Source organism: Devosia sp. A369, from assembly GCF_054489345.1.
The window spans coordinates 126,882-141,337 of the sequence record NZ_JBTMWV010000005.1 but is presented as its reverse complement, the minus strand read 5'-3'; the positions used below and the strand labels follow the sequence as shown (position 1 = coordinate 141,337).

Genomic DNA, 14,456 nt, shown 5'->3' with positions numbered 1-14,456 from the left:
CCATGTCCGCTCCCGGTGAAAATCTGCGTATCAATGGTGATCGGCTCTGGGACAGCCTGATGGAAATGGCCCAGATCGGCCCCGGCATTGCCGGCGGCAATAACCGCCAGACGCTGACCGATGCGGATGGCGAAGGCCGGCATTTGTTCAAGCGCTGGTGCGATGACGCCGGGCTATCCATGGGCGTCGATCAGATGGGCACCATGTTCATGACCCGCCCAGGCACCGATCCCGATGCGCTGCCGGTCTATGTCGGCAGCCATCTCGATACCCAGCCGACCGGCGGCAAATATGATGGCGTGCTGGGCGTATTGGCGGCGCTCGAAGTGGTGCGCTCGCTCAATGACCTCAATATCAAGACCAAGCACCCCATCGTCGTCACCAACTGGGCCAATGAAGAGGGCGCACGCTTCGCCCCGGCCATGCTGGCCTCGGGGGTGTTTGCCGGGGTTCACACACAGGATTACGCCTATGCCCGCCTGGATCAGGACGGGAAAACCTATGGCGGGGAGTTGGCCCGCATCGGCTGGCGCGGCGAGGAAGACGTCGGCGCGCGGAAAATGCACGCCTATATCGAATACCACATCGAACAGGGGCCAATCCTCGAAGCCGAAAACAAGCAGATCGGCGTCGTCACCCATGGCCAGGGCCTGTGGTGGCTCGAATTTACCCTGACCGGCAAGGAAGCCCATACCGGCTCGACGCCGATGAACATGCGGGTCAATGCCGGGCTGGCGATGGCGCGGATATTGGAGATGGTGCAGGCCGTGGCGATGGCGCATCAGCCCGGTGCCGTCGGCGGCGTCGGCCAGATGAAATTTGCACCAAACTCGCGCAATGTGCTGCCGGGCACGGTGGTGTTCACGGTGGACATTCGTTCGCCCGAACTGGCCAAGCTCAATTCCATGCGCAGCCAGATCGAGGCCAAGGCCCAGGCGATCTGCGCCGAGCTCGGTGTCGGCTACGCCATGGAGGCGGTCGGGCATTTTGATCCGGTGAGTTTTGATCCGGCGCTGGTGGCCCGCGTGCGCGCTGCGGCGGAAAGGCTCGGCTACAGCCATATGGATATTATTTCGGGCGCTGGTCACGATGCCTGCTGGGCAGCGAAAGTGGCGCCAGCCACCATGATCATGTGCCCCTGCGTTGGGGGTCTCAGCCACAACGAGGCGGAAGATATTTCGCGCGAATGGGCCTCGGCGGGCGCCGATGTGCTGTTCCATACCGTGCTGGAAACGGCGGAGATCGTGCAATGACCCGGCTCTGACCGGGCACCCCGGTGATGGCGCGCCCAAGGAGGGGCGGCCATCGCGCGGCAGGGCAGGATAACTGGCATCGAACTTGCAACGCATAAGCAAGCCGCCAGCCCCAAGCCCCCGCAAACCGGGCCTACAGATATTTTAAGAATAAGGGAGTGAGCAAAAAATGGGCAGCACCGTCATCAAGAACGGCACCGTGGTCACCGCCGACCTGAGCTATCAGGCCGATGTGAAGATCGACGGCGAGGTGATTGTCGAAATCGGGCCAAATCTGAGCGGCGACAATGTGCTCGACGCCACCGGCTGCTACATCATGCCCGGGGGTATTGACCCACACACGCATCTGGAGATGCCCTTCATGGGCACTTATTCCGCCGACAATTTCGAAAGCGGCACCCGCGCGGCTTTGGCCGGCGGCACCACCATGGTGGTGGATTTCTGCCTGCCCAATCCCAATCAGAGCCTGCTCGAAGCGCTGCAGATGTGGGACAACAAAACCTCGCTGGCCTCGACCGATTATTCCTTCCACATGGCGATCACCTGGTGGGACGAGCAGGTGTGGCGCGAAATGGCCGAAGTGGTTGACCGCGGCATCACCAGCTTCAAGCATTTCATGGCCTATAAGGGCAGCCTGATGGTCAATGACGACGAGATGTTCTCATCGTTCCAGCGCTGCGCCGAGCTGGGCGCGCTGCCGCTGGTGCATGCCGAAAATGGCGACGTGGTCGCGGCGATGACGGCCAAACTGCTGGCCGAAGGCAATAACGGTCCCGAGGGCCACGCCTATTCGCGCCCGCCGGAAGTCGAGGGCGAAGCCACCAACCGCGCCATCATGCTGGCCGATATGGCCGGGGTGCCGCTTTATGTGGTGCATGTGTCCTGCGAACAGAGCCACGAAGCCATTCGCCGGGCCCGCCAGAAGGGCATGCGGGTTTATGGCGAGCCGCTGATCCAGCATCTGACGCTGGATGAAAGCGAATATTTCAACCCCGATTGGGACCACGCCGCCCGCCGCGTGATGTCGCCGCCATTCCGCAACAAGGCGCATCAGGATTCGCTATGGGCCGGCTTGCAGTCGGGCTCGCTCTCCTGCGTCGCCACCGATCACTGCGCCTTCACCACCGAGCAGAAACGCACTGGTCTCGGCAATTTCTCCAAGATCCCCAATGGCACGGGCGGGCTCGAAGACCGCCTGCCGGTGCTGTGGACGGCCGGGGTCAATACCGGCCGGCTGACGATGAATGAATTCGTCGCCGTCACCTCGACCAACATCGCCAAGATCCTCAACTGCTACCCGAAAAAGGGTGCGGTGATGGTGGGCGCCGATGCGGATCTCGTGGTGTGGGACCCCAAGCGCAAGAAGACCATTTCGGCCCAGGGGCAGCAGTCGGTCATCGACTATAATGTGTTCGAGGGTTTCGAGGTTACCGGCCTGCCGCGCTATGTGCTCAGCCGCGGCAAGGTGTCCATTGTCGAAAACGAGGTCAAGACCGAGCCCGGCCACGGCAAATTCGTGGCGCGGCAAGCAAAGAATCCCGTGAACCGCGCCCTCAGCCAGTGGAAAGACATCGTTTCCCCCCGCAAGGTGGAACGGTCGGGCATTCCGGCTTCGGGGGTATGATGGGCTTGGTCGTTTCTAGCGTATGGATTTTCACATGACGGCTGTCGTTTCCGCCGCCAATCTTGGCCTCACCTTCAAGACCAATGATGGCGACGTCGTTGCGCTCAGCGACGTCAATCTCACCATCGAAAAGGGTGAGTTCGTTTCCTTCATCGGGCCGTCGGGCTGTGGCAAGACCACGTTTCTGCGCACCATTGCCGATCTGGAACAGCCCACTTCGGGCCGCCTGACCATTAATGGTCTGTCGCCCGAACAGGCGCGGCAGAGCCGAGCCTATGGCTATGTGTTCCAGGCGCCGGCGCTGTATCCATGGCGCACCATCGAAAAAAACGTGGCGCTGCCGCTCGAAATCATGGGCTATTCGGCGGCCGATCAGGCCGCGCGCATCCAGCGCACCATGGAGCTGGTCAATCTCAGCGGCTTTGAGAAGAAATACCCCTGGCAGCTGTCCGGCGGCATGCAGCAGCGCGCTTCCATCGCCCGTGCCTTGGCGTTTGACGCCGATCTGCTGCTGATGGACGAGCCGTTCGGCGCGCTCGACGAAATCGTGCGCGACCACCTCAACTCCGAACTGCTCAAGCTGTGGGCCGCGACGCAGAAAACCATCTGCTTTGTCACCCACTCGATTCCCGAGGCGGTGTATCTGTCGACCAAGATCGTGGTGATGTCGCCCCGCCCGGGTCGGGTCACCGACATCATCGACAGCGACCTGCCGCGCGAGCGGCCGCTCGATATCCGCGAAAGCCCGGAGTTTCTGGCGATTGCCGCCCGGGTGCGCGATGGGCTGCGGGCCGGGCACTCTTATGATGGGGATCATGTGTGATGATGACATCGCATCACCCCCTCCTAGCCTCCCCCATCAAGGGGGAGGTACCCCGCAGTGGTTGTGGCGCCATTGTGCCTCACCCACCCGCCAGACACCTCCCCCTTGATGGGGGAGGCCGGGAGGGGGTGACGGCTGGGCACGGTGAACCATCATGACCCGCACCCTCCCCATCCTTCTCGTCCTGCTCGCCATCGTCGCGGTGTGGTATGCCGCTGCTATCGGCATGAATGCGCAGTGGCAGAATGACGTCTATCGCCGCGCCAAGGTCGAGAATGTCACGACCACCCAGTTCATCGTCGACACCTGGAACCAGGACAAGCCGGTGCTGCCGACCGCCCATCAGGTGTTTGGCGAATTGTGGAATGCCACGGCTCTGGTCGCGCCCAACAAGCCGCGCAGCCTGATCTTTCACGCCTGGGTGACCTTCTCGGCCACCGGGCTCGGTTTCGTGCTCGGCTCGCTATTGGGCATCGGGCTGGCCGTGCTCATCGTCCACAACGAGGCGATGAACCGCTCGCTGATGCCGTGGATCGTCGCCAGCCAGACCATTCCGATCCTGGCGCTGGCGCCACTGATCGTGGTCATCGGCTTCAATATTTTCACCGGCACGCTGGGCATCCCCACCGATCCGGCGCGATTGATGAGCAAGGCCATCATTTCGGCCTATCTCAGCTTCTTCCCGGTCGCCGTCGGCATGGTCAAGGGGCTGCGCGGCCCCGAGGCGATCCAGCTCGATCTGATGCATACCTATAGCGCCTCGGCCAACCAGACCTTCTGGAAACTGCGCTGGCCCGCCGCCATGCCGTATCTGTTTGCGTCGCTCAAGGTCGGCGTCGCGGCGAGCCTCGTCGGCGCCATTGTCGGCGAATTGCCCACCGGCGCCGTCGCCGGGCTCGGCGCCAAGCTGCTGGCCGGCTCCTATTACAGCCAGACTATCCAGATCTGGGCCGCTTTGTTTGCCGCCTCCATCCTCGCTGCGCTGCTGGTCATCGCCGTGGGCGTGGTGGAAAAACTGGTCAATCGTCGCATGGGGGGGCGCCCGGCATGAGCCAGCTCCAGCATTATCTCGCCATCGTCGCCGGTGGCCTCAGCGCTGCGGCGCTCGTCTTCAGCCTGATCACCCCGTTGGAACAGGGCCTGCTGCTCAAGGCATTTCTGGCGCTCGGTACTTTGTCGCTGATCCGCTTCGTCGTGCCACTGGGCCTCTGGGCCGATGGGGCCTTTACCGTGCTCGGCGCGGTGGCGGTGCTGACCGCCATTGGCGTCTTCATCCCGGCGCCGCCCTTCTTCTGGATGGCGCTGATCGTCGCCTGGCTGTTTGCCTGGCTGTTTGTCGAGCGGCTAAGCCGGGTGCTGGCCCCGGGGCTGGCCGACAATGCCGGGCTGGGCCTGCTCATCCCCATCACCTTTGGCCTGTCCATATTGGTGATCTGGGAAGTCGCCACCCGCGCCGGCAATGTGCCGCAAGTGATCCTGCCGCCGCCCTCGATGATTGGGGCGCGCATCGCGGCGTCCATTCCCACGCTGTGGGCCGATTTCCAGCAGACCTTTTTGAAGGCGGTGCTGATCGGTTATGTGCTGGGTTGCGGGCTGGGCTTTGTGGTGGCGGTGCTGATCGACCGCTCGCCCTTCCTCAAATCGGGCCTCCTCCCGCTGGGCAATTTCGTCTCGGCGCTGCCCATTGTCGGCGTCGCGCCGATCATGGTGATGTGGTTCGGTTTCGACTGGCCCTCCAAGGCCGCGGTGGTCATCATCATGACCTTCTTCCCCATGCTGGTGAACACCGTGGCGGGCCTCAACGCATCCTCCGCCATCGAGCGCGACCTGATGCGCACCTATGCTGCCGGTTACTGGCAAACCCTTATGAAGTTGCGCCTTCCCGCTGCGGGCCCCTTCATATTCAACGCCCTCAAGATCAACTCGACTTTGGCCTTGATCGGCGCAATCGTAGCGGAATTCTTCGGGACGCCCATTGTCGGGATGGGCTTCCGCATCTCTACCGAAGTCGGCCGGATGAACGTCGACATGGTATGGGCCGAAATCGCGGTGGCGGCCGTCGCGGGTTCGGTCTTTTACGGGGTGATCGTTCTGATCGAACGGGGCGTCACCTTCTGGCATCCGTCTGTGCGTGGTGCATAGGCAATGCCAAACTCAGGGAAAACGGCAATGAAGAAACTTCTGATCGGCGCCCTCGCAGGCGCAATGACGATGGCAGCTGTGGGGGGAGTCTGGGCTCAGGACAGCGTGACGCTGCAGCTCAAATGGGTGACGCAGGGCCAGTTCGCCGGCTATTTCGTCGCCGCAGCCAAGGGCTTTTATACCGATGAAGGCCTCGAGGTCGAAATCAAGCCGGGCGGCCCCGACATTGCCCCCGAACAGGTGATCGCCGGCGGCGGCGCCGACGTCATCACCACCTGGATGGCCCCGGCCCTGGCCGCCCGCGAACGCGGCGTGCCGCTGGTCAATATCGCCCAGCCGTTCAAGTCCTCGGGCCTGCTGCTTACCTGCCTCAAGGAAATGGGCGTCGAAACCACCGCCGATTTCAAGGGCAAGACGCTGGGCGTCTGGTTCTTCGGTAATGAATATCCGTTCTACGCCTGGATGGCCAAGCTCGGCCTGCCCACCGATGGCGGCGCCGATGGCGTCGAAGTGCTGAAGCAGGCGTTCAACGTCGATCCGCTGATCCAGAAGCAGGCTGCCTGTATCTCCACCATGACCTACAACGAATATGGTCAGGTGCTGTCGGCCGGCATCACCCCGGAAGAGCTGACGGTGTTCAACTACCGTGACGAAGGCGTCGGCATGCTCGAAGACGGCCTCTATGTCATGGAAGACAAGCTGGCCGACCCGGCCTTTGTCGCCAAGATGACCAAGTTCGTCCGCGCCTCGATGAAGGGCTGGGAATATGCCCGCGCCAACCCCGAGGAAGCCGCGCAGATCGTGGTCGATAACGACATGACCGGCTCGATGACCGTCGAAGACCAGCTCTACCAGGTCAACGAGATCAACAAGCTGACCGACGGTTCCACCGGCGCGCTCAACGAAGACGACTACAACCAGACCGTAGCCACGCTGCTCTCCGCCGTGTCGCCGGAAAACCCGGCCATCACCAAGGAGCCGGTTGGCGCCTTCAGCCATGTCGTCACCGACGGGCTGTAAGCGATCCACAGCGATATTGCGAAAGGCGGGGAGCAATCCCCGCCTTTTTTGTTGGCCACCCTTTGGCCTAAATCTGGCCGGTAGAGGGAACGATTTTGAGCGCGCTTGGTTGATTGGACACTGCGTCTCACCAACAGGGCACTTCCCCATGAACTCCATCATCTACCTCGTCGGCCTCGTGGTCATCGTCATGGCTATCCTGTCGTTCATCGGGCTGAACTAGCCGGCTCCCGGAGCGAAACCTTCACGCAACAGCAGGAGCTGCCGTCATGACCATTGAAGCGCCTACCAGCGTCACCGTCGTTGAAGCCGCCGCCGCCCGCCGCGATCAGTCGTCCTATGTCGACTGGCCGGCGATCATCGCCGGCATTGTTCTGGCCTCCGCCATCAGCGTCGTGCTGATCAGTTTCGGTTCGGCCATCGGTCTAAGTTTTCTCGATTTCGGCTTCCGCGACGGCCCCAACCCGATCTTTGTCGGCATTGCCGCTGCCACCTGGTTCCTCTGGGTACAGGTCTCCAGCTTCATGGCGGGCGGTTATCTAACGGGTCGCCTGCGTCGGCGCCATTTCGATGCCGATGCCGACGAAAGCGACCTGCGCGATGGCGCCCATGGCCTGCTGGTCTGGGCCGGTGCCGTAGTGCTGGGTGCGGTGATTGCCGTGGGCGGCATCGGTGCCGCCGCCAATGCAGTGGGCTCGACCGCGGCCACGCTCACCAATGCGACGTCCAATGTCGCCGGCGATGCACTCGATCCCAGCAGTTATTTTGTCGACACCATGTTCCGCAGCACGCGACAGGGCGATTCTACTCTGGCCCGGGCTGATGCCGTCGGCATCTTCGCCCAGGCTGCTTTGGGGGATGGCACGGTGTCGCCCGAGGATCGCAGCTATCTTGCCGAAAGCGTTGCGGCCAATACCGGGCTGACCGCCGAGGAAGCCCAGGTTCGCGTCGATCAGGCGATCGCTGATGTCGCTACGGCGCGCCAGCAGGCTGTGGCGACTGCGCGCACTGCCCGCAATACGGGCATTATCGGCGCCTTCCTGCTCGCGGCGTCGCTGCTGGTCTCGGCCATCGGCGCCTTCTGGGCCGCCCAGAAGGGTGGCGATCACCGCGACAATAGCCGCGTCTTCACCGGCGTGTTCCGCCGCTTCTAACGCCCCGAAAGGAAACTCACATGCTGCGTGGAATCGGACTTTGGCTGCTCGGCGTGCCGATCTGGCTGATCATCATCATCATTTTCTTCCTGCGCTAGGAAGAGCAAGGCGGGGACGGGTTCCCCGCCTTTTGTTTGGGGGCGGCCTAGTTAAACACCCGCCGGCATTTGAACTGGCCGAATTCGACCCAGCCGGTGGCCAGCACCTCGCCGCGAAAGCTCACCCAGCATTCATCCAGCGAAATCGGCGCGCCGGCGCCGGTCAGCAGCACGGCATTGCCATGGCGCACCGCGGTCGCCTGTTGCGCGTCGAGGCGGATTTCCGGCAGGTAGGTAAAGCCGGCCCAGACCGGCTTCAGCAAGGCATCGCGCTCATCCAGCGTCAGGGCTTCGAGCTGCTCGATGGTCACCGCATCGTCGTCGGTGAACGGCCCGACTGCGGCACGATGCAGCATGCTGACATGGCCTCGCGTGCCCAGCGCCTCGGCAATGTCGCGCGCCAGCGAGCGCACATAGGTGCCCTTGCCGCAGCGCGCTTCCAGCACCGAGCGCTCGCCATCATGCTCGAGCACGGTGAGGGCGTCGACATCGATCTCGCGCGGCGCCAGTTCCACCACCTCGCCGGCCCGCGCCAGATCATAGGCGCGCTCGCCATCGATCTTGAGCGCCGAGAAAATCGGCGGTCGCTGCAGAATAGTGCCGATGAAATTGGGCAAGACCGCTTCCAGCGCCGCCCGGTCGGGCCGCACATCCGAGGTGGCGATCACTTCGCCCTCGGTATCATCGGTGGTGGTGGCGCTGCCCCATTGAATGGCGAAGCGGTAAATTTTGGTGCCATCCTGCACCTGCGGCACCGCCTTGGTGGCCTCACCCAGCGCAATCGGCAATATGCCGGTGGCCAGCGGGTCGAGCGTACCGGCATGGCCGGCCTTGGCCGCGCCGAACAACCAGCGCAGCTTGCCCACCGCCTGGGTCGAGGTCATGTCATAGGGCTTGTTGAGCACCACCCAGCCGGAGATGGCGCGCTTGGCGCGTTTGACTTGGTTCACTCGGTCTCGCCGTCTTCGTCGTCGAGGTCACGCTGCACCTTGTCCGAGCGCAGCAGCGCGTCGATGCGGCCGGCTTCTTCGAAGGTCTCATCAACATGAAACCGCACTTCGGGCGCGAATTTCAGGGTCAGCTGCGGCGCCACGCGGCCGCGCACGAATTTGCGGTGCCGGTTCAGCGCCACCACGATTTCGTCGGCATGCTGGCCGCCTAGCGGCATGATATAGGCGTTGGCGATCTTGAGATCGGGCGACATCCGCACTTCGGGTACGGTGATCACCGCGCCGCGCAGCGCGTCGTCGTCGATTTCGCCGCGGGCGAACATCGCGGCCAGTGCGTGGCGCACCAGTTCGCCGACGCGCAGCGAGCGCTGGCTGGGGCCGGTTTGCTTGTTATCTTTGCTCATGGGGACGAATTAGGGCCTCCCCGCCCCGCCGTCAATCGGCCAGACGCAGGGTGGCCATGCTCTGCAGCTGCTCGGCCCGGGCCTGCAGCACCTCGGTGCTCACCGGCCAGGTCCGTGGCTGGGACGGATCGAACAGCGTGCCGCGCCATTCCTGATAGACAATGGCCACGCCCTTTTCGGTTTTGGCAAAGGCCATCACCATCACTTCGCCCTGCCCTGCATAGCCTTCCAGCCGGTCAAGATAGGCGCCGCAGACATAGCCCAGCGGCGCCAGCTTTTCGCCGTCATCCTCGCCGAACTGGAAAAAGCCGCTCAGCTTGGGATGGCAGGTCTGGCTGTAGCCATACATCACCGCACTGCGATAATCCTCGAGCGGCCGCCCGGCTTCGAGCGTGATGCGCGCGCCATAAAGCGTGCTCCAGCCTTCGGCGCTTTCGCCCTTGGGGTAGATTTCGAGCAGCGCCTGCTTGGCATCGGCGCGAAAGCTGACCTCGACCAGCGGCTGCACATTGCCCGACAGCCGTTCCGCCGGGCTCAGCCAATCGGGCAGTGGCAGGGTGAATTCATGACCATTGCTGGCCAGCACCAGCCCATTGCCGGCTTCGGTCAGCGGCGGTTCGGTCAGCACCTGCGCCAGTGCAGGCAGCGTTGTCATCAGGCCAAGCGCCAGGCCGGCCAGCAGCATGCGGAAAAATACCATCGATCCGGGTCTCCTCACCCGGCCTTAGGCTTAAAAGGGAAACCGGCCGTCCGGCAAGTCAATTATATCGATTGCGGTAAACGCGCGCTGCCGCGTCTAGGCCAGCTTGGCCCCATGCAACCCGTCGGGCAACACGCGATGCGGCGGCTGATGCCCATCCATGAAGGCGCGGATATTGACGATCACCGTCTCGCCCATCTCGATGCGGGCTTCCAGCGTCGCCGAGGCCATATGCGCGGTCAGCACGATCCTGTTGGCTTCGGCCAGCGCCAGCAGCCGGGGATTGATGCCGCGCTTGTTCTCGAACACGTCGAGCGCCGCGCCGCTGAGATGGCCCGACTCGATGGCGTCGAGCAGCGCCACTTCATCGACCAGCTCGGGCCGGCTGACATTGACCACGAAACTGCCCTGCTGCATCCGCGCCAGCCGCTCGGCCGAGAGGATATGATAGGTCTCGCGGGTATGCGGGGTGTGCAGCGACACGATATCCACCGCCTCGATCATGGCGTCAAGATCGGGCCAATATTGCGCTTCCAGCGGATCTTCCACCCCTGGCGGGCGGCGATTGCGGGTAAAATAATGGATCGACAGCCCGAAGGCCTTGGCGCGCTGCGCCACCGCCGTGCCGATGCGGCCCATGCCGACAATGCCCAGCGCCTTGCCACGCAGCCGGTGTCCCAGCATCGAGGTCGGCGACCAGCCGGCCCAGACCCGGTCGCGCACCAGCATCTGGGTGCCCTCGACCAGCCGTCGCGGCAGCGCCAGCATCATCGCCATCGCCATGTCGGCGGTGTCTTCGGTCAGCACGCTCGGCGTATTGGTCACCGTCAGCCCGGCGGCGCGGGCGGCTTCGATGTCGATATTGTCGACGCCATTGCCGAACTGGGCGATCAGCCGCACGCTTTTGGGCAGCCGCGCGATCAGCCTGGCATCGATCCGGTCGGTGATGGTGGAGACCAGCACATCCTTGCCTTCGAGCCCGGCAATGATGTCATCACCGGTCAGCGAGACGTCGCCCTCATTGACATGGGTCTCGAACAACGTCGCCATGCGTGCCTCGATGGTTTCGGGCAGGCGCCGGGTCACAAGGACATTGGGTTTCTGGCTGGCCATCAGTTCCGGGGGTCAGGGGCGTGCTGTGGAAAACCACCCCCTTTAGCGCCCATTAAGGATCATTGGCTAGTGTTAAGACAATTCCAATTATTCTGCGAAGTCATGTCCGACGAGTTTCCTCGCCACATTTTTGGCCGTCACCCCACCGCTATGCTGCGCGCCCTGTCGGCACTGTTGGCGGTGTTGCTGCTGGTTGCGCCTGCCATAGCCCAGACTTTGGGCAGTAGCGGCCTGCCGCTGCCGCGCTTTGCCAGCACCCGCTCCGAACCGATCAATGTGCGCGTCGGCCCCGGCCAGAAATACGATATCGCCTGGACCTATCTTAAATCCGGCCTGCCGGTCGAAATCATCCAGGAATTCGATACCTGGCGCAAAATCCGTGACGTCGACGGCGCCGAAGGCTGGATTCACCAGAACCTGCTGACCGGCACCCGCGCCGGCTATGTCACCCCGCTGCTGGCCAATGGCGAAATTCCGCTGCGTTCCGGCCAGTCCGACGAAGCCGGCATCCGCGCCCGGCTCGGGCCAGGGCTCAAGGTCACCATCAAGGAATGCGACGGCATCTGGTGCGAAGTCAGCGCCACCGCGCCGGACGGCCAGCGCGCCGCCACCTATTCGGGCTATCTGCACCAGGAAGAACTCTGGGGCGTCTATCCCGACGAAGCATTCGACTAGCGGGGCGGGCGGCGGGCGCGGCCCGCGGCGGTCTTTTTATTCCAGTTCCGCTACTGCATTGGCGACTTGGCGGGCGATGCGCAAATCATTGTCCTGTTTGGGGCAGGTGGCGCAAAGCCGGTCGGGGGTGATCAGATAATCGAGACAGCACCCCTTGCGCTTGACGATCAGCAGGCTGTGCCCGCTGGCTTCCACCCGCTCCAGACTGCCCTGGCCACTCAGCCCCAACACCTCCAGCCATTGCGCCGTATAGGCTTCGATGGTCTCGTTCGGCAGTTCCGGCCGGCGCTGTTTCAGCCACACCATCAGGCTCAGCATGCGATCGGCCAGCAAGCGCCGCGCCGGTAGCGGCTTGAGCCTGGCCTGCGCATTGACCTCGTCCAGCATGGTCGCCGTCATTGCCTTGAGCTGGGTCCCAGCATTGGCGATCAGCGCCTCGGGCGTGCCGCTGCTCTGCGCACCCGGCAACAAGCGAAAACCATCGACATAAATCCCCCGCCTCTGCTGGCTCAAGCCTTCCAGCGCCGGCACCGCGCCGTGAATATGGGCGGCGATTACTGCCAGATAGGCCGGCTGCCAGATCAGATTGGTCCATAGCCGCACCGCGTAAAACGCCGGTCCGGCCTTGGGATGGGTGGCGCGGAGCGCTTCATGCAGTTGGGCCAGCATGGCACTATTATCGGCGCCGGGCTGATACCAACCCGCACGGGCCGGGCCGGGCTCGCCCTTCATGAAACCGGTGACCTGCGCCGCCGTGGCCAGCAGCCGCGTCGTCGCCGCGTCGCCAGTGTCTTGCGCAAACAGGAAGGAGCGGGCCATGCCTCGCTTCTAGCGCCCCAGCACCGGCAAGAAAAGGCCGCCGGATCGCTCCGGCGGCCAAACTAGCTCTGCGGCGTTCGCTTAGACCTTGAGCAGCTTCAGGCGGAACAGCAGCGCGCCCAGTGCCCCGCCGACCAGCGGCGCGACGATGAACAGCCAGAGCTGGGACAGCGCCTGGCCGGCCACCAGAATCGCCGGGCCAAAACTACGTGCCGGGTTGACCGAAACGCCGGTCACCTGAATGCCGACCAGATGGATGGCGGTCAGCGACAACCCGATGGCAAGGCCCGCAATATGGGGCGCAGCGCGTTCGCCGGTCGAACCGAGCACGACGACGACGAAGATGGCGGTGAAGACGATCTCGAAGATCAGCGCGGCCAGCATCGAGTATTCGCCGAGATAGCCGGGGCCCCAGCCATTCTGGCCCAGCCCGGTATTGCTGCCGACGATGGCCCACAGGATCAGTGCGCCGACCAGTGCGCCGGCAAACTGGGCGATCCAGTGCTGAAACATGCTCAGCAGATCCATCCGCCCATCGAGATAGAAGCCCAGGCTGATCGCCGGGTTGATATGGCAGCCCGAAATCGGCCCGATGGCATAGGCCATGGCCACCACAGCCAGACCGAAGGCCAGGGCAATGCCGACCTGTCCGATGGCGTCGCCGCCCAGCACGGCCGCCCCGCAGCCGATCAACACCAGCACCGCCGTGCCGATGAATTCCGCAATCAGTTTGTTCATGACGCTTGGTATCCCCAATCCATTTTTCCCATGCCGGCCGCGAATCAGCCCCGGTCGACAAGACTTCCTGTGACAACCCGCCACAGGCAAGGGGCTAAATGCCGGGCAGCACCGGATTTTCTCAGGCGGCTTGCCGCGCCGCAGCGATGGTGGCGCGCACCGCATCGACATCAGTCAGGGTGATTTCATACTCCCGCTCGATGGCGGTGCCGCCCATGCCGACATGCGGATTGCGGAATTCCATGCCGCTTTTGATGGTGACCGGCGAGGCAAAATGCATCTCGTCAACCCCGGTCGCCTGCCGCACCTGGGCGATATTGCCGGCGTCGAGTTCGCCGCAAGCCATGATGGCGATGCGGCCATTGGCGATGGCGACGCAGTCCTTGAGAATATCGCTGCCTTCGATGGCGGTGTCGCGCTGGCCGCTGGTCAGCACCCGTTGCACCCCGCAGCGCACCAGCGCCTCGATGGCCTCGCGGTAATCCGCCGTCATGTCGAAGGCGCGGTGATAATTGACGCTCATCGGCCCGGCCGCCTCGACCAGCGCCTTGGTGCGGACCTCGTCAATGCGGCCATCCGGCGTCAGGCAACCAATGACCACACCGGCCACGCCGAGCTCGCGCATCGCCTTCACGTCATCCAGCATGGTGGCGAATTCGCGTTCCGAATAGAGGAAGTCGCCACCGCGCGGGCGGATGATGACGTGGAAGGCAATGCTGGCCTGCCGCAGCGATTCGCGCACCACGCCCAGGCTCGGCGTCAGCCCGCCTTCCACCAGTCCGGCGCATAGCTCCACCCGGTCGGCACCCGCATCCTGCGCCGCCATCAAACCATCGATGCCCTCGACGCAGATTTCAATTTTGAACGGGTATTTGCTCATGAGTGGTCTCCAATTGGTACTCTATTGGTAGTGATCTTGTGCAGAGGTGCAAGGCCAATCTTC

15 protein-coding genes are annotated in these 14,456 nt (G+C 63.5%); 8 read left to right on the top strand and 7 right to left on the bottom strand.

Annotated features, from left to right (window positions below; all coding sequences use genetic code 11):
• The first annotated feature begins 2 nt into the window (after positions 1-2).
• The 7 genes from ACX3OZ_RS08825 to ACX3OZ_RS08795 all read left to right on the top strand — a co-directional run bounded on the left by ACX3OZ_RS08825 (position 3) and on the right by ACX3OZ_RS08795 (position 8,016).
• Positions 3-1,253, top strand: a complete 1,251-nt coding sequence (locus ACX3OZ_RS08825) for a Zn-dependent hydrolase (protein WP_459104287.1) — start codon at positions 3-5, stop codon at positions 1,251-1,253.
• Between the two features lie 169 nt (positions 1,254-1,422).
• On the top strand, positions 1,423-2,877 hold the full coding sequence (hydA, locus tag ACX3OZ_RS08820; RefSeq protein WP_459104286.1) for a dihydropyrimidinase: 1,455 nt from the start codon (positions 1,423-1,425) through the stop codon (positions 2,875-2,877).
• 34 nt (positions 2,878-2,911) lie between these two features.
• Positions 2,912-3,700, top strand: a complete 789-nt coding sequence (locus tag ACX3OZ_RS08815; RefSeq protein ID WP_459104285.1) for an ABC transporter ATP-binding protein — start codon at positions 2,912-2,914, stop codon at positions 3,698-3,700.
• A gap of 154 nt (positions 3,701-3,854) precedes the next feature.
• Positions 3,855-4,751, top strand: a complete 897-nt coding sequence (locus ACX3OZ_RS08810; RefSeq protein ID WP_459104284.1) for an ABC transporter permease — start codon at positions 3,855-3,857, stop codon at positions 4,749-4,751.
• Positions 4,748-5,842 carry an ABC transporter permease gene (locus tag ACX3OZ_RS08805; protein ID WP_459094356.1) on the top strand — a complete coding sequence of 365 codons (1,095 nt, stop codon included), beginning with the start codon at positions 4,748-4,750 and terminating at the stop codon, positions 5,840-5,842. Before ACX3OZ_RS08810 ends, ACX3OZ_RS08805 begins: the two co-directional genes overlap by 4 nt.
• A 27-nt stretch (positions 5,843-5,869) precedes the next feature.
• Positions 5,870-6,862: an ABC transporter substrate-binding protein gene (locus ACX3OZ_RS08800; protein WP_459094355.1), complete on the top strand. Its 993-nt coding sequence runs from the start codon at positions 5,870-5,872 to the stop codon at positions 6,860-6,862.
• A gap of 269 nt (positions 6,863-7,131) precedes the next feature.
• On the top strand, positions 7,132-8,016 hold the full coding sequence (locus ACX3OZ_RS08795; RefSeq protein ID WP_459094354.1) for a hypothetical protein: 885 nt from the start codon (positions 7,132-7,134) through the stop codon (positions 8,014-8,016).
• Positions 8,017-8,161: 145 nt separating this feature from the next.
• On the opposite strand, the gene truB is transcribed toward ACX3OZ_RS08795, so the two are convergent.
• The 4 genes from truB to ACX3OZ_RS08775 all read right to left on the bottom strand — a co-directional run bounded on the left by truB (position 8,162) and on the right by ACX3OZ_RS08775 (position 11,281).
• Entirely contained in the window at positions 8,162-9,064 is a 903-nt protein-coding gene (truB, locus tag ACX3OZ_RS08790) for a tRNA pseudouridine(55) synthase TruB (protein ID WP_459094353.1), read from the bottom strand.
• Positions 9,061-9,468, bottom strand: a complete 408-nt coding sequence (gene rbfA, locus ACX3OZ_RS08785; protein WP_459094352.1) for a 30S ribosome-binding factor RbfA — start codon at positions 9,466-9,468, stop codon at positions 9,061-9,063. Before rbfA ends, truB begins: the two co-directional genes overlap by 4 nt.
• 31 nt (positions 9,469-9,499) lie before the next feature.
• Positions 9,500-10,168 carry a hypothetical protein gene (locus tag ACX3OZ_RS08780; RefSeq protein ID WP_459094351.1) on the bottom strand — a complete coding sequence of 223 codons (669 nt, stop codon included), beginning with the start codon at positions 10,166-10,168 and terminating at the stop codon, positions 9,500-9,502.
• A 96-nt stretch (positions 10,169-10,264) separates the two neighbouring features.
• Positions 10,265-11,281, bottom strand: a complete 1,017-nt coding sequence (locus ACX3OZ_RS08775) for a 2-hydroxyacid dehydrogenase (RefSeq protein WP_459094350.1) — start codon at positions 11,279-11,281, stop codon at positions 10,265-10,267.
• Positions 11,282-11,350: 69 nt separating this feature from the next.
• Here ACX3OZ_RS08775 and ACX3OZ_RS08770 point away from each other — a divergent pair, with 69 nt between their 5' ends.
• Positions 11,351-11,956: an SH3 domain-containing protein gene (locus ACX3OZ_RS08770; protein WP_459104283.1), complete on the top strand. Its 606-nt coding sequence runs from the start codon at positions 11,351-11,353 to the stop codon at positions 11,954-11,956.
• A 36-nt stretch (positions 11,957-11,992) separates the two neighbouring features.
• Here the strand turns inward: ACX3OZ_RS08770 and ACX3OZ_RS08765 are convergent, their stop codons facing one another.
• The 3 genes from ACX3OZ_RS08765 to ACX3OZ_RS08755 form a co-directional block, all read right to left on the bottom strand.
• The gene (locus ACX3OZ_RS08765) at positions 11,993-12,775 is read right to left on the bottom strand and encodes a siderophore ferric iron reductase (protein ID WP_459094348.1); all 783 of its coding nucleotides are present in this window, start codon (positions 12,773-12,775) and stop codon (positions 11,993-11,995) included.
• 81 nt (positions 12,776-12,856) lie between these two features.
• The gene (locus ACX3OZ_RS08760) at positions 12,857-13,513 is read right to left on the bottom strand and encodes an aquaporin (protein WP_459104282.1); all 657 of its coding nucleotides are present in this window, start codon (positions 13,511-13,513) and stop codon (positions 12,857-12,859) included.
• A gap of 121 nt (positions 13,514-13,634) precedes the next feature.
• On the bottom strand, positions 13,635-14,393 hold the full coding sequence (locus tag ACX3OZ_RS08755; RefSeq protein WP_459104281.1) for a copper homeostasis protein CutC: 759 nt from the start codon (positions 14,391-14,393) through the stop codon (positions 13,635-13,637).
• Positions 14,394-14,456 lie beyond the last annotated feature (63 nt).